Genomic DNA, 21,547 nt, shown 5'->3' on the forward strand with positions numbered 1-21,547 from the left:
TAAAAAGCGCTCTAATACCCGCCTGTTGATTGGTTTTGAAGATCCTGGAGTTCCCAATGCCCCATGAAGGCAACCTGTTACAAGCAGCCGTGGTGTTCCTGCTCGCCGCCGTGCTGACCGTGCCCCTGGCCAAACGCCTGCAACTGGGCGCGGTGCTGGGCTATCTGTTCGCCGGTGTGATCATCGGCCCCTCGGTGCTCGGCCTGATCGGCAACCCGCAAAGCGTCGCGCAGTTCTCCGAGCTGGGTGTGGTGTTGCTGCTGTTCATCATCGGCCTGGAACTGTCACCCAAGCGTCTGTGGGTGATGCGCAAGGCGGTGTTCGGCGTCGGCCTGGCGCAGGTGCTGCTCACCGGCCTGGTAATGGGCGTGGTGGCGTTGTGGCTGTTTGGCCAGTCGTGGAACAGCGCTATCGTGCTGGGCCTGGGCCTGGCGCTGTCGTCTACTGCCTTCGGCCTGCAAAGCCTGGCCGAGCGCAAGGAGCTGAACCAGCCCCACGGTCGCCTGGCCTTTGCCATCCTGCTGTTCCAGGACATCGCCGCGATCCCGCTGATCGCCATGGTGCCGCTGCTGGCCGGCAGCGATCACCCGACCACCGAGGCCCAGGGCCTGCAACACGTACTGCAGATCCTCGGCAGCATCGCCGTGGTGATCATCGGCGGACGCTACCTGTTGCGACCGGTGTTTCGCATCGTGGCCAAGACCGGTCTGCGTGAAGTATCCACCGCCACCGCGCTGCTGGTGGTGATTGGTACGGCGTGGTTGATGGAATTGGTGGGCGTGTCCATGGCCCTCGGCGCCTTCCTCGCCGGCCTGCTGCTGGCGGACTCGGAGTACCGCCACGAACTGGAATCGCAGATCGAGCCATTCAAGGGCCTGCTGCTGGGGCTGTTCTTCATCAGCGTGGGCATGGGCGCCAACCTCAGCCTGTTGCTCAGCTCGCCGCTGGTGGTGATTGGCCTGACGCTGCTGTTGATAGGCCTGAAATTGCCGCTGCTGTATGCCGTGGGCCGCATGGTGGGTGACCTCAATCGCGAAAGCGCCCTGCGTCTGGGCGTGGTGCTGGCGGCCGGGGGTGAATTTGCCTTCGTGGTGTTCAAGATCGGCCGCGACCAGGGCCTGTTCGAACCGCACCTCTACGACGTACTGGTATTGACCATCACCCTGTCCATGGCGGTGACGCCGCTGTTGCTGCTGGTGTGCCCGAAGCTGTTCAAGCCCAAGGCCAAGCCGGTGGAAGTGCCCGAGGAATATCGCACCATCGAAAGCGATGCGCCACGCGTGGTGATCGCCGGCATGGGCCGTATGGGCCAGATCGTGGCGCGGATCCTGCGGGCACAGAACATCTCGTTCATCGCCCTGGACACCTCGGTGGAAACCATTGAGCTGACCCGCAGCTTCGGCGGCATGCCGGTATTCTACGGCGACCCGCAACGCCCCGAGATCCTGCACGCGGCCAAGGTCGACCAGGCGGAGTTCTTCGTGATCGCCATGGACGACCCTGAGATCAATATCAAGACCGCCGAGTTGGTGCGCAACCTCTACCCGCACATGCAGATCATCGCCCGTGCACGTAACCGCCAGCACGTGCACCGCCTGGTCGACCTGGACGCCTCGCCGGTTCGCGAGACCTTCTATTCCAGCCTGGAAATGAGCCGCCGCACCCTGGTGGGCCTCGGCTTGAGCCAGGCCCAGGCCGATGCGCGCATCACCCGCTTCAAGAACCACGACCTGCAAGTGCTGGCCGCGCAACACGCGGTGTACGACGACGCGGCCAAGGTGATGCAGACCGCCCAGGAGGCACGGGCAGAACTGGCGCGGCTGTTTGAGATGGATCGACTTGAGGAAGAGTCCGACAAGCTGTGAGGCTGCCAATGAACGAGATTGCGATTTTTCTGACAGAATACGCCGCAATTTCGTTCATCCCCTGGAGCGCTTCATGGCCACTTTCACCAAGACCGCCGTCCTGCTGGCCCTCGCGCTGACCGCCGGCAGCGTGTTTGCCGCGTCCAAGCCGACCACGCAAACCATCTCCACCCTGGGCGGCAAGTTCACCTTCAACTTGCCCAAGGCCTACGCCGCCGACACCCTGCCGGCAGGCAAGGCCGAGGATGGCACTGCCGATACCCAAGGCACGATGTATGCCAACCAGACCACGAAAAGCGTGGTGATCGTCGCCGAAACCGTGCGCAACGATGGGGTAACTATTGGGGATAACGACGCGAAATTCCTGGACGGCGCCGTAGCCGGCTTCGTCAAGGACCAGAGCGCCGCCCTGCCGGACTTCAAGAAACAGAGCGAGAAGAAGCTGACCTTCAAGGGTCTGGGCCTGCGCCAGGTGGACAGTACCGCCACCCAGGGCGGCGGCAAGACGCTGAACTCCACGTTCCTGGGCGGTTCGGGCAACCACCTGCTGGTGATCCAGGCAATCTCGCGGGCCGATGACGCAAAGGGGCATGCCGCGCTGGTGAGGCAGATTACCGGCGGGAAATAACAGTCTTCCAGACAACCCGATCCACATGTGGGGGGGGAGCAAGCCCCCTCCCACAATCTTTGACCGCTTTTAATTCAGGCTCTTTTCCAGCCAGGCTTTCAGGTCCTGCACTTCCGTTTCACTGATGGTATGCGGCATGCCCGGATACCCGTGGAACTCCGGCTTCAATCCCAACCCCGTCAACACCTCATTCGCCCGAGTGGCCGACGCATAAGGCAGCGCCTGGTCCAAAGTGCCGTGGCCAATGAAAATCGCCAGCTTGCCCAGTGACGCATCCGGCTTCAGCTCAGCCTTGAGCACCGGCAACACGCTGCCACTCAACGCCGCGATCCCACGCAGCAGTTCCGGCCGACGCAACCCCACCTCGTAAGACATGATCGCGCCCTGACTGAAGCCCACCAGGAACACCCGATCCGGCTGGGTGTGGTATTTGACGGTGGCTTTACCGACAAACTCTTCGATCAGCCTGGCGCTGCGTTGCAGGTCGGCGGTCTCGCCATCGTATTCGCCGTCACCGGGCGTCTTGGTAAACCAGCGATAGCCGTGGGGGTCCACCGGCATCGGCGCGCGGGCCGACAGGTAAGTCCAGGTGGACGGCAACGCGTCCTTGATGCCGAACAAATCCTCTTCGTCACTGCCGAAACCGTGCAGGAAAATCACCAGCGGCTGGTTGCGCGCATCGCCCTGGGTCTGTTCCAGGTACGACAACGGCAAGTCGGTGTGCAGCGTATCGTCGGCATGAGCGACGCCGACCACCAGGGTCAGTGCCAGGGCAAACAGTTTGAGCATGGGACGTGACCTCAGGGTTTGCGCAGCAGATAAGTGTCCATGATCCAGCCATTTTCCAGGCGCGCCGCCTTGCGCACCCGTTCGATTTCTTCTGCCACTTCACTGACCCTGCCGCTGATAAGGATTTCATCCGGCGTGCCCAGGTAGGCGCCCCAGTAGATGTCCAGGCCTTGATCGGCCACGGTGCGGTAGGAGTCTTCCGCATCGAGCATCACCACCAGGGTGTCGGCATCACTCGCCTGCCCCGCCGCCAGACGGCGCCCGGTGGTGATCTCGACCGACTTGCCGATACGGTTCAGCGCCACTTTGTGCTGCGCGGCCAGCGCCTGCACGCTGGTGATACCGGGGATCACCTCGAACTCAAAGGCGCAACGGCCACTGGCCAGAATCGCCTGCAAAATGCGGATGGTACTGTCGTATAACGCCGGGTCGCCCCAGGCCAGGAAAGCACCTACTTCACCGTCAGCCATTTCTTCGTTGATCATGCGTTCGAAGGTCTGCTGCTTGTCGCGGTTCAGGTCCTGCACGGCGGTGGTGTAGTCGATATCGCCGCGCACGCGCTCGGGGCACTCGGCCTCCACGAAGCGATAGCCCGGCTCGGTGATGTAGGTCTCGCAGATCTCGCGACGCAGGTCGATCAACTTGTCTTTGCTCTGGCCCTTGTCCATCAGGAAAAACACGTCGGTGCGGTTGAGCGCCTTCACGGCCTGCATCGTGATGTAGTCAGGGTTGCCGGCGCCAATGCCGATGATCAGGATGCGTTTCATGGGTTGCTCTCAGTGCGGGGCGTGGATTTTGCCATGTTCAGGCGCTCAGGCGTGAGTTTCCAGGCGCAGGCGCCAGACGTTGTTGAAGCGTAGCTCGGTGGCGGACAACGGTTCGACGTCGATACGGTAGAACATCGACAGCGGGAACTGCATCACCTGCAACAACGCGGCGCGGATCACAAAGGGGTGGGTGATGGCGACGATATGGCCGGGTTGGGTTTCGAGGGTTTTCAGCCACTGCGCTACACGTGTACAGACTTCATCGACTGACTCTCCACCCTGGGGCGCGAAGGTGCTGTCGGTGAGCCAGGTATTCAACTCATCACTACTGAGCTGGTTGATGGCCTGGCCTTTCCACTGGCCGAAATCAGCATCGCGCAGGGCGTCTTCGATCACAGCGTCATTGCCGAACAAGCCAGCCGTCTGTCGAGTACGCAGCTCGGGAGCGCAGAGTAAACGCGGCGTTTTCCCGTAACGCCCGGCGAGGGAGTCGGCCGCGCCCTGCCAATCCATCGCCACCGGCTCGTCATCGCAGAAACGCCCCTGTTTCTGCAGGGACGTGAGGGCATGGCAAATGAGTGTCAGACGTGTGGCTTGCATCGCAGCGTGCTTGGACCCAGGGAATGAGGCCACCAAGACTGGCGCAGTTATCCCAGTCGCGCAATGGCGGCGACCGTCAGTCTGCTTTTCCTGTGGGAGCTTGCCTGCGATACGCACGCCTCGGTGCATCGGTGACAACTGGATTTTGTGGCGAGCGGGCTTGCCCCGCGTTGGGCTGCGCAGCAGCCCCAAAACCCGACGCTGAGTTCTTTCAGGAATACCTCAGTGCCTTCACTGGGGCTGCTACGCAGCCCAACGCGGGGCAAGCCCGCTCGCCACAGTGGGATTGGGTGGCCTAAGAGAAATCTGTCAGTCAAACCACTCCCGCCGACCTTCAAAGGTGCCAACGATCAGTTCCACAATCATCCGCACCGCCTCCTCATCCCGCACCTGCGCATTCACCGCCAACCACACCTGGCGCTGCATGCTCTCGGCCAATAACCCCGGCAACGCCACCAGCCCCCGGTCAAAGCTGCTCATGTACTGCGGCAGCAACCCAATGCACGCGCCACAACGGATCATCTCCAGCATCAGCGAATACGCCTGCACCTGCACCACTGCCGCCAGGCGCTGCTGCACCACTTGGTTCCACGCCTGCAAAGCCCCCACCTGCGCATCCGGCTGCCATTGCACCAGCATGTAATCGTCGAGGTCCTCCACACTGTCCGGCCGCGTGGTCAACCGCGAATAACGCTTGGCGATATGCGGCAGATACTGCAAGCGCGCCAAGGCTCGGGGTGGCTCAGTGGCAAAGCTCGGACCCGGCACCGGCCCGTCGGCGTCCGACAGCCACAGCACCACATCCACCTCTACCGCCTGCAACGACAACTGACTGTCGATGGAGATGATCTCCAGGCGCACGCTGGCATTGCGGCGCAGCAACGCGATCAGATCGCGCCCAAGGATGTCATGCAGGATCGGCTCGGCCACGGCCAGCCGAATCAGCGGCTGCTCCGTCACAGGCAGGCGTCGTTCATGGGCCAGGGCAATCAGCTGCGCCTGCAGCTGCTGGCCATCGCGACTGAGCACCAAGCCATTGCCCTGGTAGCTGAACAGCGAATGCCGCAGGTGTTCCTCCAACTGCGCCAGACGCTTGCGCAACAGCGTGGCCTTGATATTCAAACTGCGCGCCGCCTGCATGAAACAGCCGCAGCGTGCACTTACCAGGAAATAGCGCGCCACTTCCGGGTCGATCTCATGGGCCAGGGCCTGCCAACTGCTGCGGCCTTCGGCTGGCGCACGATAAGCGGACGGCCCCTGAGGGGCAGACGGTTCTAGAAATGCCATGGGAGACTCCCTGTCTTGTCAGTCTGTGCATCCAATGCGGGTTGACGCGTACTACTCCAGCACTTTGTTCAACTCGGCGCCGTCGATACTCAGGGTGGCGGTATTGAGCATGCCTTCGAGGTAAGCCTTGGCGATCTGTTCCTGGCGTTGTGCACGCAGGGCCTGGGTCAGGCGTTCACGCAGTTCGTCGAGGGTCGCGGTGCGCGCCGGTTGCTGGCCGGTGAGCTTGAGCACATGGAACCCCGCCGCGCTCTGCACCACGTCCGACACGGCACCGACCTTGAGGCGCGACACCGCACTGCGCACTTCCGGCACCAGTTGCTGCAACGGCTGCATGCCCGAGTCGCCGCCGCGCGTGGCGGAGTCGGCGTCCTGGGAATATTGGGTGGCCAGGGCGGCGAAATCACCCGGTGCGGCCTGGGCGCGGCGGCTCAGCTCCTGGGCCTGGCGGCGCACGTTATCGACGGTTTGCGGGTCATTGGTCGCCAGGAAAATCTGGCTCACGCGATACAACGGCGGCGTTACCCACTGGGCCTTGCCGCTGTCGTAGGCCTGCTGCAACTCCGCCGCGCTGGGGTAATCGGCCGGCACCTGGCTGACCGAGAGCATGTAGTCGCGAAACACGATCTGCTCAGTGGCCGCACGGGTCTGCTGCTCCACGTCGGGGCGCTGGCGCCAGCCCTGGGCATCGGCTTGTTCAAGCACAGCCTTTTGCGCCAGGCGTGAGCGAATCCAGGTTTCCAGCGCGCCACGGTTGCCGCGCAATTGCTCACGGGACTCGGCAGGCAGGCTGGCCAGCACGGTTTTCAGCTCCGTCAGGTCGATCTGCTGATTGCCCAGGCGGGCCACCGCCGGCCCAGCCGATACAGGGCTGATCACCGGTGCCGGTTGCTGCGCCGCCACCGGGTCGCTGCCCGGTCGCAGGCTCAAGCCCACCGCCACCACCAGTAAAGCCAGCGCACCCGCGCCGACCATCAGGGTTGGTTTCTTCACAATACCGGTGCCTCGGTTTCAGCCTGCAACTGCGCGGCCTGCTGGCTGTACTCACGCAGGTAGACGATAAATTCCTGCAACAGGCGGTCCCACAACTCCAGCTGGCTACGCAGGTGCGTAGCGCCCACGCCCGCTACCACCACGTCCATTTCCATCAACAGGAATTCGCCCTGCACGGACAAACGCGCAAAGCGCCGCGAAGCGTTCCACACCTGGGCCAGGCCTTCGGGCAGCTCGCCCTGGATCCGCAGCGCGCAGCTGTAAGTGAAATCCACATAGCCGCCCTGCTCCGCCGCCGGGTTACCGAAGCGCACCGCAAAGCCGATGCCCTGGCTGGCGCTGAGCAATTGCACGATGCCATTTTGCTCAGTCTGGTTGACCCGGTAGCCGGCTTCCTGCAGCAACTCGGTGAGGCTCTGGGGGGTGACGCTGGTGATCAATTCGCTCATGGAGATCTCTTCCCTGTCTATCAATGATTGGCGGTTGCCTGGGGTGCGTCGAAACGGCTCTTGTACAAATCGTCGCCAAAGCCCTGGGCCAGTTCCTCGAACTTGACCCGGGCGCTGCTGGCGAACGGCTGGCGGATACTCATCACCTCGGCCACGTCGATTTTTTCGTAGGCCGCGAGTAACTGCTGGGCCACGCCGTACATCTGCTGATTCTTGACTGAACATTGCTGCACTTGTGTGTCACGTTCGCTCAGTTGTGCCTGCAAGCGTGCACGCTCAGCCTCTTTGCCCTTGGCCAGCACCAGCAGTTCGTCATAGGCTTTCTTGAACTTGCCGATCTGCTCATTGCTGGCCGCCATCTGGGCCTGCGCCTGGCTGTGCAGGCTCTGTTGCTGGCCGGCCAATTGCTCGGCCACGCCGCGAGCCTTGTCCAACTCGGCCGTCAGTTGCTTGATTTGCGCCTGGGCTTGCCTGGCCTGGTTTTCAGCGGCAAGGCGCGCGGCGCTGGCCTGGGCCTGTTCGCTTTGCAAGGCCTGCAATTGCTGGGTGGTGCTGCGCAGTTGCGTGCGCAGGCGTTCCTCCATGCCTTCAGCCGTAGCGCCGGTAGCGACCAGCAGCAGTAACAACCCGCAGATTCGCGTGTTCATGTGGCATCTCCCTGCGCATCAAAAGCGCGTGTTGAGTTCCAGTTGCATCACATCCACCTCGAACGGCGCGCCATACACTTCGGACGCACTCAACCAACGCGCACTGGCGTAGATGTTCTTTTCGATGCCGTAGTTGGCGCCAATGAAGTAGCCCTTGGCGTTGGTGCCGCCCAGGTGGAACGACGAATCGTTGAAGCCGTCGGGCAAGGCGTCAGGCTGGATGTACTTGTAGCCGGCCAGTACGTTCCAGTCGCCACGCTTGCGCATTTCCAGCGCGCTGCCGAGGGTGAACGAAACCATCAACGCATTGCCGCCACTTTCAAACTGACCGTTGCTGTTGATGTTGTTGACGATCTGGCCTTCGCTGCGCTTGAGCATTTCGCCCTTGTCGTAGGCCAGGTTGTGGATGTAATTGCCCTGGGTGCGCAGTTTGAAGTCGCTCGGCAGCTCGGCATCCCAGGCCAGGTTGAGGTCGAGCACGTCGAACTTGGACGCCAGGCCCACGAACTGCGGCTGCGGGGTCAGGCCGGGCGTCGCCGGGTTGGGGGTGATGTCGCGTAGCAGGAACACGCTGTTGCCCTTTTGCATGAAGGCCAGGCGTGAACCGTCGCTGTCACAGGCCGGCTGGCCGGACCAGGGCTGGCAAGCGCCGGAGCGCTTCCCTTCGATATCGTCGAAGTGGTAGTACGCCAACGCGCCCTTGAGGCTGTTTTCGCGGTTGATCTTCCAGTTGGCGCCGATCTGCCCGCCAAACAGCCATTTGGTATCGCTGTCTTCCTTGTCGAAACCGTTGCTGCTGGCCGAGTCGGAGGTGTACTCCACCGGGAACGCGCCCAGGGTGCCGAACAGGCCCCACTCACTGTTCAGCGCGTGGTTGAAGTTGGCGGCGATACCGTCGAAGTTCAGGTCGCCCGAATACATCATGTCGGTGGAATAGAACGGGTTGGCGAAACGCCCGGCGGTAAGGGTCACGTCCGGGCTGGCCTTCCAGCTCAGGTAACCCTGGTCGAGCCAGATGTCCTTCTTGCCAAAGCCACCGCCCAGGGTTTGGGTGGTGGACACCGGGTTGTTGTCGGAGCCGGTGCCCACCCGAATGCCAGCGGTCCAGTCCGGCGACAGTACCGCTTTCATGCCCAGGCGAGCGCGCAGGCGGAACAGGTTTTCGCGGTCCTTGGTGGTGTTGAGCAGCGGTGGCAGCTTGGTGTTGGTGTCTTTGTTGGTGTCGTACGGGCCACTTTCATTGAGCTTGGCGTAGTCGACGATCTCGTTGCTGTTGTTGCCCGAGAAGTAGCGCGACTCATCCCGCAGGCGGATATCCCCGTCAAAGCTGATGCGCGAGATCCAGTCCGGGAAAGTATTGGGCTGCGCCCAGTTTTCCTGCTTGGCGGTGGCCATGACCTCGGCCTTGACCTGGTCACGAATCTGATCCTTCACCGCCTGCGGCACGTATTGCACCCGCACATCGCCGGGGGCTGCGGCCGGGCCTGCGGCCACCACCGGCGCGGCATTCGCCTGGCGCGCCTGCCGGGCTTCTTTTTCGGCCTGGGCGATCAGCCCGTTGGCGGTGTCCTGGCTCAGCACGCCCTGCTGCACCAGCAGGCGGATCAGGTTGATGGTGACGTTTTCCGAGGGCGCAACCGGGGCCGCAGCCGCCTGGCCGACCAGGGTCGCGATGACCATGCCGACCGCCAGGGTCAGTCGATTCACGGGGGAAATCATGTGTACGCAACTCCTGTAAAAACCGTTGGAAAAAAGGATTCAATCAATCCGGGCGCCGGCCCTTGAGGGACAGGCGCATGGGCAGCGTCAGCGACGCCGGTGGTTTTTGTGTGGCACGCGGCGCCTGGATCAAGGCGAGCATCTGCGCATCGGTCTCGGCATCCCCGCTGGACTTGGCCACCAGCGCCTTGGTGACCTGGCCATCGGCGCCCAGCCACAGGTCTATCTGTATCGAGAAGGCCTTCTTGCGCAGCTCAGGATCCTCGCGCATCAGCCGTTGATAAGTGCCGGCCAGGTACTGCTTGTAGGTGCCGGTCCCCAGCCCGCCGCCACCGCTGCCGGCCATACCGCCGCCCTTGCCGGCACCGATGTTGAAACCGTCATTGCCGGACTGGGCGTCGCCATCGATCTGCATCGGGTTGGCCAAATCCTCGTCAGGCGAAGGCGGCGCTTCCTCGACCGGCTTGACCTCTTCGGGCTCGGGGCTCGGCACCGGTTCCGGGACTTTTTCTTCGACCTGGGGCTCGGGCTCCTTGGGTTTTTCCGGCGGTGGCGGTGGTGGCGGCGGCAACGGGATAATCGTCGGCACCTTCGGCGCTTCACGGCGCACGCCGCTCATGTCGTTGGCCCACTGCCACAAGAACCAGGCGGCGACGGCGCCCAGCAACAGGCCGGCGCCCCACTTCAACGGGCGCAACGGCGGCGTGTTTTTCACAGGCGGTGGCGCGATCGGGATCTGTGCAGTCATGACTCAGCCCTGGCTCGGTTTGCCGGTGACCAGCCCGACCTGGGACAGCTCGAGCCGGCGCAGCAGGTCGAGCACTTCGATCACTTTCTGGTACTGCACCATCGCATCGCCGCGCACGATCACCGGGAAGTCCGGGTTCAGTGCTTTCTCGATGCGCAGGCGCTCTTCCAGCTCGCCGAGAGTCACCGGATAGGCGTCGAGGAACACCTGGCCGCCGTCATTCACGGAGATGGCCTTGGTCTTGGCCTGCGACAACGACACCGAGGCGCTGGCCTTGGGCAGGTGAATCTGAATACCGGACACCTGGGCGGTAGCGGTGAGGATAAACATCACCAGCACCACCATGAGCACGTCCACCAGGGGCGTGATGTTGATGCTGTCGACGGCCGCGTCATCGTCATCGTCGTGGGAGGCATTTACGGAAGCCATGGCGATTCTCCTCAGGCCGGAACCGATGCGTGATGTTCGCGGCGGTGCGCGGCTTCACTGTGCTGGCTCTCGCCGTGCATCTCCGCCAGGCGAGTGATGAACTCGTCGACGAACACGCGCATGTCCGCACTGACTTCCTTGTTGCGCGTGATCAGGCGGTTGTAGCCAAACAGCGCGGGGATCGCCACGAACAGGCCCATGGCCGTCGCCAGCAACGCCGCCGCCATGCCAGGGGCGATCGCGTTGATGTTCACGTCACCGGCCATCGCCGTGCCGAGGAACACCACCATGATCCCCAGCACCGTGCCGAGCAGGCCGATGTACGGGCCGCCGGCGATGGCGTTGGACAGGGTCGAGAGTCTGGAACTGAGCGCTTGGTTCTCGCGGGTACGTACACCATCCATGGAGCAACGAATGGCTTCGATGGTGGCCGCCGACACCGACGAGGTATCGGCGCCCTGGGCACGGCGGGTGCGGATCTCCTTGACCGCCACCAGGTACAGGCGCCACAGCGAAGAATGAGTCAGGCGCTCACCCAACAGGGCGTCGTCGGCATACATCTCCAGGCGGGTGCCGATCTGCGCGAAGTGCTCGCGGAAGACCTCGTTGGCACTGCTTACACGGCTGACCTGGCGGTTCTTGCGCAGCATGATGACCCACGACTGGAACATCATCGCCACCAGCACCAGGATGATCACCCAGGCATCCACCGGTACGGCGTTGAGCAAAAAGCCCAGGCTGCCGAAACCGAAGCCGGATTGTTCTTCATCCACCCCGTAGGCCACCAGCTTCGACTCGGCGCCCTGGGCGCTGGCATCGGCCAGCAACAGCGCAGCCGGGCGTGCCACCTTGGACAGGCGCAGCTCATCGATGGCACCGGCGAATGGCAGGTGGGTGCTGCCGGCTTCCGGAAGGTCGGCGCCGATGGCTATCTGAGAATTGAACGCCGGCAAGGCCTGCGCCAGGGTCGCGGTTTCGCGGCCATTCACATACAGCGTGACCTTATCGCCCTCGGCGGTGAACGCCAGGTGCTGCCATTGACCAGGGTTCAGCGGTTGAGTGGAGACGGCGCGCTGGCCGTCGACGTCCACGAACGGCATGCCCTGGTTCAGGCCCAGCAACAGACTATGGCCGCCGTCGCGACGGGCCAGCACCGCTTGCTCGCCGCTGGCCTGGTCCAGGCGCAACCAGGCGCTGAACGTGAACGCGCCGCCCGCCGCCTGCTGTAACGAGGGGCTGGCCGGCAACATCAACGCTTGGCCGCTCAACTGCAAGGCGCGGCCGATCACGCCGTCGATGCTCGCGCCGGTGGCGTTCAACGCGGTGTTGGCGTAGGCCGTGGTGTCCCGGGCCGGGGTGCCATTGGCCCCGTCAAAGTGGTAGAGCGCGGTGTAGTTCGGGTCGAAGGTCAGTTGCCCATTGGCCGTGGCCGGGGCCTTCTGGTTGCCGTAGTACATCCACAGGTCCTGGCGCTGGCCGCCTTCGACCTTGGGCACATCGACCCAGATCAGCGCCATGCCCATCAGTGGGTCGAAGCTTTCGATCTGGTGGTTGAACACGGTCTTGTCGTCGGCGCTCACAAAACGCAGGTCAGAACCGTCGTCCTTGACCCCGTCAAACGTGAAGTTGCCGGTGTGCAGGCGCACCAGCAGTGCAGTGCGACCCAGGGCCTGGCTGATCGCGGCGCCTTGGGCGGTGGTGTCTACCGAAATCTGTTTGCGGTAGTGCCAGTCGTCCTGCCACCAGGCATGGGCGGTGGCCGGGAGCGCGAAGCCCAGGCAGATCAACAGGCTCAGGAATAGGCGTTGCATGGGTGAAGTCTCCGGAAGAAAAAGTCAGAAAGTCGCCTGCACACTGAAGTGCAGTCGCGAGTCCTGTTTCTGGGTGTTCGGTCCATCGAGCAGCGGGTAGCCCCAATCCAGGCTGCCGGACAACCATTTGCTCAAACTGGCGCGGGTGCCCAGGCCGACACTGGCCAGGCTGTATTCGTCTTCTTGCTCGGGCAGCGGGTCGTGCAGGCGCATGCGCGCGCCTTCGGCGAACGCATAAAAGCGCCACTCCTGCACATAACTGCCGAGGAACCTGGCCAGGGACGGCGTGCGCAGCTCCTGGGAGAGCAAGTAGCCCTCATCCCCGGTGCGCTCCGCGGCCAGGTAACCGCGCACCGAGGTGGCGCCGCCGGCGGAATACTGCTCGTTGGAAACCAGCGGCCCCGACGCGAGCTGGAAGCCACCCTTGGTCGCCGACTGCCAATCGTTGGCAAAGGTGTAGGTGTAATTCAGGTCGCCCTTGAGCACGGCGAAACTGGCGCTGGCCTTGTAGCGCTTGTAGTCGAACTCTTCGGCATCGCTGCCGTAGCCAAAGAACGCGCGGGTGCCCACCACCAGGTTCAGGCCCAGGCCCAACTGGGATTGTTCGGTGTAGCGAAAGCCGTTGTAACCCAAGGTGAACGGTGCGTACTTGAGCGGCACCTGGTCGCTGCTGGAGCCGAATTTCATCTGCTCGTCGAAGTCCTTGAAGTCCACGCCGAACGAGAACGAATGGGCCCAATTACCCGCCGCCGGCAGGTTGTAGATGGCCGACACGCCGTAGGAATGGCCCTTGCCCAACACGTTACTGCCGCCGATGGTGGCGATGTTGCTGTCGGACTGGTAACCCGAGAACTGCAAGGTCCAGCGCTCACTCAACGGCGCGCTGTAGGAGCCGGACCAGACCTTGGCGTTGTCGGTGTCCTGGGGCGCGGTGAAGTAGGTCAGGGAAATGCTGTGGCCCAGCTGCCAGAGGTTGTCGTAACCCAGCGTGGCGACCGAACGCAGCTTCTCGGTGTCGGCGCTGTAGTCGTTGTTCAGGCCGAGGGTGGCGTGCCAGGGGTTCTGGTCTTCCACCTGCAGGTCCACATCCATCGTGCCCGGGCGCTGGCCTTCGCGCACCAGCGGCGTGACCTGGCGCCCGGCACTGCGATTGAGGCCGGCCAACTGGGTTTGCACCGTGGCAAAGTCCGGCACCGCGCCCTCCTCCAGGGCCGGCACCTGCTCGCGGATTTCCACCGGTGAATAGTGCTTGGCGCCGACCACCCGTACGCGGCCAACCTTGGTTTCGCTTACTTGCAGGTAGACGATGCCGTCATCGACCTTCTGCTCCGGCAGCTCGACAAACACCGACTGGTAGCCACGCGCCTTGTAGATCTTCTGCAATGCGTCGCGGGCACCCTCGATATCGTCCAGGGTCTTTTGCGGCCCCAGGAACGGGTACACCGCCTCCTCGATCGTCGCCGCATCGAGCACGGTATTGCCGCGCACGAAGTACTCATTGACGTCGACCCTGCGCGCCGCCGCCTCTTCCTCGGCCAACACCGGTTGCGCCAGGCTCCCCAGCGTCACGCAACACAGCGCCAGCGTTAATTTGAACAGATGCTCCACACCGCCCCCTGACTGTCTGATTGTTTGCACCGTCGCCGAATGCCCGGCGTACGGCCTGCTCAATTGCTGGTGATCGCGGTGTTGCCGTGGCGTGCCAGCCAGGTGTGCAACAGGGCGAAGTTCAACGAGAACTCCGGCATATGCAGCAAGGCGCCACAAAACACGTCACCAATGATTTTCTGGATGAGTTGCACCGCACGCGGGTTGTTCAGCAGCGTGGCGATGTCGCGAGTCAGGACGTGAACGCTCCAGACCTTCTGGTTGAGGTCCAGGCCGACGAACCAGCGGAACAGCAGGTTGTAGTTCAGTTGTTCATGCAGTTGCTGCTCGCTGGGCACCGAATACAGCAGCTGCAGCAGCAGGATCTGCAGCACGGTCTGCGCCGGGATCGACATCGCGGGTTCGGCGGTGAGCCAGTCACGGTGCTGGTCGAGCACTTCGTCGATCTGCGGGCGCAGCAACACCAGGGAATGGCCTGCCGGGATGTAGCTTGAGACTTCCTTGCGGGCGCCCTGCCAGTCATCCTGGGAGACGATCCAGACCCAGGGTGCGCCGTAGCGATAGACCGACACCGGCTTCTTGCGCGCCGCCTCGACGATCTTCGACAGGCGCTGGTCGAGCTCCTGCATGCCCACTTTCGAGTAACGTTCCATAGTTCCCATCGCCCCACTCCTGGCATCCTGCTTGCGGCTGAAAAGCTCACCTTTCTGGTGGGCTCAAGCGCGTTACACAGAGGAGACGGGAGTGGCCATGGGCTACCGAACTTTTGTCATGAAAGCTTCATTTGGGATTGGGTGGGGGGCATTTTTTTCGGGGCATATCCATTGCTGCGGCAACGGCTACTTAGGGTTCCGCCCTTCGGCGGCTCACTTTTGAAAAGCCGGAATGCCGGCCCAGTCAAAAGTAAGCAAAACGCTCTTGCCCCAACACTCGGCACCTCGCTTAGGCTCGGTGTGCCCGTAATCCGACAGGGATTTGGGGGCCGCCTAACATCAAAATCAAAAGCAGATCAAAAGCCAGAGCCAGAGCCAGAGCAAACCACCCTTCAACTGATACATGAAGATCAACCTGTGGGAGGGGGCTTGCCCCCGATGGCGGTGTGTCAGCCAACTCATCAGTGACTGACCCACTGCCATCGGGGGCAAGCCCCCTCCCACACTTTGACCGAGTACCGGCCATACAATCCGGTCGGCTCTAAGGCCGCCGCGCTCTTGCTTTTGATCTGGGATCGCCCCGTCAAACACGCTGGCCGAACCTAGGCGAGGTGCCGAGTGTTGGGGTGAAGGCCTTTTGCTTACTTTTGGCTGGGCCGGCTTCCGGCCTTTCCAAAAGTGAGCCGCTGTAAGAGCGGAACCATAAGTAGCCGTTACCGAAGAAACGGATATGTACTCAACTCCGAGAACAAAACCCAACCCCCTGCAACGGCAACTCATAAGACTTCTTAACCGTCCTAACCACCAACGTAGAAGAATAAGTCCGAATCGGAATATCCCGATAAGTCTCCAGAAACCGATAGATATACTCGGTGTACTCCGCAGCATCCCGAAACTTCGCCACCATCACAAAATCAAACTCCCCCGTCATCAGGTAACAATCCTGAATCTCCGGATGAGTCGAAAGGATGTGCTGCATCTTGCGGTCAATATCCTGGCTATCCCTGTCCAGCTTGATCAGGAAAAACGCCGTCACCTGAATACCCAATTTGCGTTCATCCAGCACCGCTACCTTGGCCTTGATGATCCCCACGCTCTCCATGCGGCGAATCCGCCGATAACAACTGGTGGAAGACAGCCCCACGCTGTCGCTCAACAACTCCAGGCTCTGGTCGCAATCCTTCTGCAACTTGCCCAGGATCTTCAAATCCATGGCGTCTGTCATCGGTTCCGAATCGTCCTTGAAAAAATGCAATGAATACGTCGCAAAGACGGGCCAATTTGCACAAATCCTGCGCAGTGGCTAGTTAACATCGTTCCAGCTTAGCAGCCCGGCCAACACCTGGCCTGAAGGCGGCATGAGAGGGATCTTATGATAGTCGCGAAACCGACATGGACCGGTGATATCAAGGCGCTGTTCAGCGCCCCCTACTGGATACCCGCCCCCCAGCGCGCCGCCGTCGCCGCCACCTGGGTCGGTTGCATGAACGCCTACGAGGTGTTCCTGGAAGACCCGGCCTCGGTCAAGACCTGGTCGCAAACCATCTACCAGCACCTGGCCTCGCGCAACATGCCGCTGACCACCGATCAGCAACAGTTCTGGCCGATGGATGCCCTGGAAACCTTCCGCCTTTGGGTCAACCAGGGTTGGCGCCTGGACAGCATCTCGCCGTTTGACCTGGCCGAGCGCATTCCGCCACCGGCATTGCCACACCCGGTCAAGCGTGTGCGCCAGGACATCCGCTCCCTGAGCGCCGAAGCACTGAACCTGTACCGCGCCAAGCTGGATGACGTAATGCACATCGGCGACCCCGACAGCGGCTCGCCCTGGCAGCGCTATGCCTACATCCACACCAACTGGTGCCTGCATTACCAGGAAGCCTTCGCCCTGTGGCACCGCGCTTACCTGCTGTACCTGGAAGCGCTGATCGACTGCGCGATCCCCTACTGGGACTGGATGGCCGCAGACGCCAGTGTCGACGGCAGCCCCCAGGCCGGCTTGCCCCAGGCGTTCCTCGATGAAACCTACGTGCACCCGCATACCGGTGAGGTGCGGCGTAACCCGTTGCGTTATGCGGCGGCCAAGGATGGCTGCTCCAAGGTCTGCGCCACCGCGCCGGTCGAAGGTGTCGACTGCCTGTACGTGCAGCGCAATCCGCTGTTCTACACCCAGGGCGAAGACTTTCGGTTCGAGCGCACCCAACTGTATGGCATGAGCCGGATCTTCCAGCAGCAGGTGGTCGATGCGCTGGCGTTCACCACCTTCAGCCAGCCCCAGGGTGTGCCAGGCTATCCATGGGCCAACATCACGGCCTTCGACCCGCCGCAACCGGACAACCTTTACCCCAACCGTGCGCTGAATTTCGACGGACTCTACGAGCAGCCCCACGACAACTATCACGGCTGGATCGGCGGCGACATGGCCGACAACGCCTACACCGCCTTCGACCCGGTGTTCTGCTCCTATCACGCCAACATCGACCGCATGCTGGAGGTCTGGATCCGCGCCAACCCGGCGGCGCAGTACACCACCCAATGCCTGTTGCAACCCTTCGCCGGGCATCAGGCCGATGACGTGACCTTCACCAGCGCCGACGCCTGGCGCTACACCACCCTCGGCGACATGGCCCAGGACAGCCGGCACATCGGCTACGACTATGGCACGCCAGTCGCCCCGCAGTTCGGCGCGGCCAAGGCTGTGTGCTGCCGTCAGTCCCAGGCGGCAGGCAGCGGTCCGTGGGTGGTGTTCGACCATGTGCGCTGCACCCACGACACCTACCTGATCGACGTCTTCCTCAACCAGCCCGACGCCACCGCGCAACACGCCCGCGCCGATAACCCGCATTACGTCGGGCGCTTCAGCCGCATCGGCATGGGCCTGGTCGACGACAAGGGCCGCTGCGTCACCCAGGGCGTGTCGCGGGCGCTGAACGCTGCGCGCAATGCCCGGGTACTCAAGCTCAAACCGACCGACACAGCGCAGTTATCGCTGGTCGTGACCCACTCCGATAGTGGCCAGGTATTGACGGCCGATGCATACGCGCCGCTGCCTGGCTTTATCGCCGAACTGGTGTGGGACGACCCGCGCCAAACCTCTGCCGGCCCCGCTCCGGGCGCCGGTTGCTGCTCCACCAACACTGATGCTGGAGAACCGACATGAGCACACCCTTCACCCAATTCACCTCCCCCGCCGAACAAGCGCCCAAGGACTACAACAAGCTGGGCCTGGAGGACCAGCTGCCGACGTTCGAAACCGACTGGAACAACAACGTCACCGGCTGGACCCAGATGTCGATCATCGGCAACCCCTGGTCTAACCTCAACGATGCACCGCGCTCGGGCTATTACAACCCGCTGGAGAGCGGCTACGGCACGCTGACGCCAAAGACCATCACCTGGCAGCCCTTCCCCAATCGGCTGTGGACGTTTTTCTATAACGAGGGCGCTGCCGTGGTCCCGCAACTGGGCGGCAAGGCCATGACCCTGGACCAGGTGATGCAACTGACCGACCACGGCCAGATCACCCTCAACGACACCCTCTATTCGCTGTACCCGGACCCCAAGGCCACCCAATTGCAGATCCCCAGCGTGCTGTGCAAATCCATCAACTGGAACGGCCCCTACGCCGACTTTTCGCCCTCGGGCCCACGGGGCTGGCTGGACGAATACTGCGAATGGTCGATCACCCGCGACCCCGACGGCAACATGCGCAGCATCATGTTCACCAGCGAGAACCCGGCGTATTTCCTGACCATGTGGAACATCGACCCGGGTGCCGTGCTGGGCCTGTACCAGGCGTATGTCGACCCGCAGGTGAAACTCGAAGACCTGTACCTGCGCTACACCGCCGACGGCCCGACCGGCAAGGCCGGCGAACCGGTACTCGACCCCACCACCGGCCAGCCCGCCTACGACACCGTGAACAAATGGAATAGCGGCACCGTGCGCATACCGGGCGTGTCGGGCGGCGCGATGCACCTGACTTCCGGCCCCAATACCCTGAGTGCCGAGATCTACCTGGCGGCGGCGGCCACCATCCTGCGGCCACTCACCAGCAGCCAGAACCAGCAGAGCCTGATCTGCTGCGCGCAATACGGGCAGAACTACCGCAACTCCGACCCGCATATCGGGTTCTCCGCGAACCAGGCGGCGGTCAACAACCTGATCTCGTTGACCAACCCTATCGGCCTGTACCTGCAGCAACCCAAGTCCTTCAGCACCTGGAAAGGCCCGCAAGGCCAGGATGTCAGCAGCTACTGGCGCGTTACCCGTGGCACCGCCGGCACCGGCCCGAACAACTCCGACCAGATTCTCCAGGCGGTCTTCGAGGTGCCGGCCAGCGCGGGGTTTTCGATCAATGAGATCACCATCAACGGCACGCCGATCGACTACGTGTGGGTGATCGCCAACGAACTGAACGTGGCCCTCAGCGTGACCCCTGCGCCGCTCACGGCCCAGCCCAAGGAGTGTGCCTGCGTGGCGGCCAACACCACCGATGCGCAACCCTGGCCCGTGCAGTTGCTGCCGATTGACCTGTTCTACGGCCAATCCCCCAGCGACTTGCCGGCCAGCTTTGCCCCCGGCAGCTCAGGCCAGTTCGTATTGGTGGTACAAGGCGCCGACCCGAACACCACGGCGGCGGATGCACGGGTGCAGTTCTCCAACCCGGGCATCACGGCCCAGGTCACGCAGTTCCTGCCGGATGCCTCGGCGATTCCCGGCCAGACCGACGGCGGCGGCACCCAGGGCTACATCATGACCATCACCGTCAGCAGCAACGCGGCGCCGGGGCTGGTCAGTGTGCGTGCGCTGAACCCCAGCGAAGCGGCCAACCCGAGTGCCTCCGAGCACCCCTGGGAAAGCGGCCTGGCCCTGGTGCCCAGCGCCTGAGTGCCTCCCGGCCGCCCATGCCTGGCCTGGGCGGCCGCCCCTTGAGTCTTGAGCAAGGAATGCGATCATGAACGGATGGCTTCGCCCGCTGCGCCGGGCACGCTTGCGTATTGCCTGCGCAATCACCTGCACCCTTCTCCCACTGCTGGCCCCCACACCGGCCAATGCCGCCTCGGACGCCCAGAGCTGCGTCAGCCAGCTGGTGTTCGATCCCACCAGCGGCGGCTTCCTGCCGGTGAACAATTTCGGCACCGAGCAGGCTTTTCTCAATTGTTTCGGCTGGCAGTTGTTCATCGCCATGAACTGGCCGGTCAATCCCGGCTGGCCGGCCAACCCAAGCCTGGCCGGTGAGCCGGACACCCAAAGCAGCGCGGCCCAGTTCGGCGTGCCGCCAACCCCCGGCCAACCGATGAGCAATGCCCCGGTGTGGGCCAGCTACAAGGATGCCAGCGAAATCTTCCTGCCCGGCGCGGCCAAGCCGTCCGGCTGGGGCGTGGAAACCCTGGTGCCGTCCCATTGCACCGCCACCGGCAACCTCAAGGCGTTTGCCACGGGGGCGCGTAAATTCATCACCGCCACCTCGGAAAGCGCGATCAACCGCAAGCACCGCTTCCACCTGTCCAGCGGCACCCAGGTGACCCTGCCGGATTCGATCATGGAAGCGTCCGGCGGCTGGCTCACGGACCAGTCGGGCAACCTGGTGTTTTTCGAACGCAAGGTGGGCAAGGCCGAGTTCGACTACATCGTCGACAACGGTTTGTACGACGCCGCCAACCAGCTGATCGTGGCGCAAAACAGCGACAACCGACACCCCGCCGGCCTGTCACTGCCGGCCGGCAAGCCGGTGCGCGAGCTGCCGGCCAAGGCGCTGCCCCAGGAGGAACTGGGTGCCCTGGAACTCAAGGCGGCCTGGCGCGTGCTCACCAACAAGCCCGACCTGTACGGGCGCTACCTGACCACCGTGGCCTGGCTGCAACGCCCGGACACGCTGCAATGCACCCAGGAAGTGATAGGCCTGGTAGGGCTGCATATCATCAACAAGACCCAGACCCAGCCGAACTTCATCTGGACCACCTTCGAGCAGATCGACAACGTGCCCGATGGCGGCGCCGCCCCACCCCAGGGCTACAGCTTCAACAACCCCGAGTGCACCGGCAATGCCTGCGCGCCAAACGTCGCCCGCGTGCAGTGCGACGCCACCCACACGCCGCCCGACTGCACGCCCCTGGACCAGCCGGTGCAGGCCACCCGGCTCAACGCCACGCCCCAGGACATGCAGGCGCTGAACACGGCGGTGCAGCAGACCTTCGCCCAGCAGACCCAGGGCCAGTCGGTGTTCCAGTACTACAAACTGGTGAACGTGCTGTGGTCCAAGACGCCCAACGCCCCCAACGATCCAGGCCCTGGGCCGAACGTGAAGGTGCCGCTGTCCTATGGGCCGTTTGTCAGCGACCAGAGTGTCGTGGTCGCCAACACCACGATGGAAACCTACGTGCAGACAGACAACTGCAATGACTGCCACCAGTACGCGGCGATTGCCGGCAAATCCGGGCTGGCGTCGGACTTCTCGTTCCTGTTCGGCAATGCCGACTCGGCGAAAAATACGCGGCTGATCAAACGCATCGAGTCGTTCAAGACCCTCAAGGACAACCCGTAACCGGCGC

19 protein-coding genes are annotated in these 21,547 nt (G+C 63.0%); 5 read left to right on the forward strand and 14 right to left on the reverse strand.

The genetic code is table 11. The features are described from left to right. The first annotated feature begins 56 nt into the window (after positions 1-56). Together BM017_RS15300 and BM017_RS15305 are read left to right on the forward strand one after the other, a co-directional pair. Positions 57-1,865 (forward strand): monovalent cation:proton antiporter-2 (CPA2) family protein, encoded by a 1,809-nt coding sequence (locus tag BM017_RS15300; RefSeq protein ID WP_071491240.1) that lies wholly within the window; start codon positions 57-59, stop codon positions 1,863-1,865. 73 nt (positions 1,866-1,938) lie between these two features. Then, positions 1,939-2,493: a DcrB/PsbP domain-containing protein gene (locus BM017_RS15305; protein WP_092245839.1), complete on the forward strand. Its 555-nt coding sequence runs from the start codon at positions 1,939-1,941 to the stop codon at positions 2,491-2,493. Positions 2,494-2,562: 69 nt separating this feature from the next. Here BM017_RS15305 and BM017_RS15310 read toward each other — a convergent pair whose 3' ends face one another. The 14 genes from BM017_RS15310 to BM017_RS15380 all read right to left on the reverse strand — a co-directional run bounded on the left by BM017_RS15310 (position 2,563) and on the right by BM017_RS15380 (position 16,206). Further along, the gene (locus BM017_RS15310) at positions 2,563-3,282 is read right to left on the reverse strand and encodes an alpha/beta hydrolase (RefSeq protein WP_092245842.1); all 720 of its coding nucleotides are present in this window, start codon (positions 3,280-3,282) and stop codon (positions 2,563-2,565) included. A gap of 11 nt (positions 3,283-3,293) precedes the next feature. After that, positions 3,294-4,049 (reverse strand): precorrin-6A synthase (deacetylating), encoded by a 756-nt coding sequence (gene cobF, locus BM017_RS15315; RefSeq protein WP_092245844.1) that lies wholly within the window; start codon positions 4,047-4,049, stop codon positions 3,294-3,296. Positions 4,050-4,094: 45 nt separating this feature from the next. Continuing rightward, complete coding sequence (locus BM017_RS15320; RefSeq protein ID WP_092245847.1) at positions 4,095-4,649, reverse strand: histidine phosphatase family protein; 555 nt, start codon at positions 4,647-4,649, stop codon at positions 4,095-4,097. A gap of 309 nt (positions 4,650-4,958) precedes the next feature. Then, positions 4,959-5,936 (reverse strand): LysR family transcriptional regulator, encoded by a 978-nt coding sequence (locus BM017_RS15325; protein WP_092245850.1) that lies wholly within the window; start codon positions 5,934-5,936, stop codon positions 4,959-4,961. Positions 5,937-5,987: 51 nt separating this feature from the next. Then, on the reverse strand, positions 5,988-6,929 hold the full coding sequence (locus tag BM017_RS15330; protein ID WP_092245853.1) for a peptidylprolyl isomerase: 942 nt from the start codon (positions 6,927-6,929) through the stop codon (positions 5,988-5,990). Continuing rightward, on the reverse strand, positions 6,926-7,378 hold the full coding sequence (locus tag BM017_RS15335) for a YbjN domain-containing protein (protein WP_170856083.1): 453 nt from the start codon (positions 7,376-7,378) through the stop codon (positions 6,926-6,928). The genes BM017_RS15330 and BM017_RS15335 overlap by 4 nt, the downstream gene beginning before the upstream one ends. A gap of 20 nt (positions 7,379-7,398) precedes the next feature. Continuing rightward, positions 7,399-8,025, reverse strand: coding sequence for a DNA repair protein (locus BM017_RS15340; RefSeq protein ID WP_092245856.1), 627 nt, complete (start codon positions 8,023-8,025; stop codon positions 7,399-7,401). 18 nt (positions 8,026-8,043) lie between these two features. Beyond that, a complete protein-coding gene (locus tag BM017_RS15345) occupies positions 8,044-9,744 on the reverse strand; it encodes a putative porin (RefSeq protein ID WP_092245859.1) in 1,701 nt (566 codons plus the stop codon). A 43-nt stretch (positions 9,745-9,787) separates the two neighbouring features. Next, a complete protein-coding gene (locus BM017_RS15350) occupies positions 9,788-10,492 on the reverse strand; it encodes an energy transducer TonB family protein (protein WP_092245862.1) in 705 nt (234 codons plus the stop codon). A gap of 3 nt (positions 10,493-10,495) precedes the next feature. Then, on the reverse strand, positions 10,496-10,921 hold the full coding sequence (locus BM017_RS15355) for an ExbD/TolR family protein (protein ID WP_010564254.1): 426 nt from the start codon (positions 10,919-10,921) through the stop codon (positions 10,496-10,498). Positions 10,922-10,932: 11 nt separating this feature from the next. Then, a complete protein-coding gene (locus tag BM017_RS15360) occupies positions 10,933-12,732 on the reverse strand; it encodes a DUF2341 domain-containing protein (protein ID WP_092245864.1) in 1,800 nt (599 codons plus the stop codon). 24 nt (positions 12,733-12,756) lie between these two features. Next, positions 12,757-14,340, reverse strand: coding sequence for a ShlB/FhaC/HecB family hemolysin secretion/activation protein (locus BM017_RS15365; protein WP_092245867.1), 1,584 nt, complete (start codon positions 14,338-14,340; stop codon positions 12,757-12,759). A 59-nt stretch (positions 14,341-14,399) separates the two neighbouring features. After that, complete coding sequence (locus BM017_RS15370) at positions 14,400-14,993, reverse strand: transposase (protein WP_071495338.1); 594 nt, start codon at positions 14,991-14,993, stop codon at positions 14,400-14,402. A gap of 736 nt (positions 14,994-15,729) precedes the next feature. After that, complete coding sequence (locus tag BM017_RS15380; RefSeq protein WP_071491274.1) at positions 15,730-16,206, reverse strand: Lrp/AsnC family transcriptional regulator; 477 nt, start codon at positions 16,204-16,206, stop codon at positions 15,730-15,732. Positions 16,207-16,365: 159 nt separating this feature from the next. Between BM017_RS15380 and BM017_RS15385 the strand changes: the two genes are divergently transcribed. The 3 genes from BM017_RS15385 (at position 16,366) to BM017_RS15395 (ending at position 21,540) form a co-directional block, all read left to right on the forward strand. Beyond that, positions 16,366-18,153 carry a tyrosinase family protein gene (locus tag BM017_RS15385; RefSeq protein ID WP_092245873.1) on the forward strand — a complete coding sequence of 596 codons (1,788 nt, stop codon included), beginning with the start codon at positions 16,366-16,368 and terminating at the stop codon, positions 18,151-18,153. Continuing rightward, the gene (locus tag BM017_RS15390) at positions 18,150-19,883 is read left to right on the forward strand and encodes a hypothetical protein (protein WP_092245876.1); all 1,734 of its coding nucleotides are present in this window, start codon (positions 18,150-18,152) and stop codon (positions 19,881-19,883) included. The genes BM017_RS15385 and BM017_RS15390 overlap by 4 nt, the downstream gene beginning before the upstream one ends. Before the next feature lie 67 nt (positions 19,884-19,950). Further along, a complete protein-coding gene (locus BM017_RS15395) occupies positions 19,951-21,540 on the forward strand; it encodes a hypothetical protein (RefSeq protein WP_092245879.1) in 1,590 nt (529 codons plus the stop codon). The last annotated feature ends 7 nt before the right edge of the window (positions 21,541-21,547 follow it).

It is taken from the genome of Pseudomonas sp. NFPP04 (genome assembly GCF_900113815.1).
Lineage (GTDB): Bacteria > Pseudomonadota > Gammaproteobacteria > Pseudomonadales > Pseudomonadaceae > Aquipseudomonas > Aquipseudomonas extremorientalis.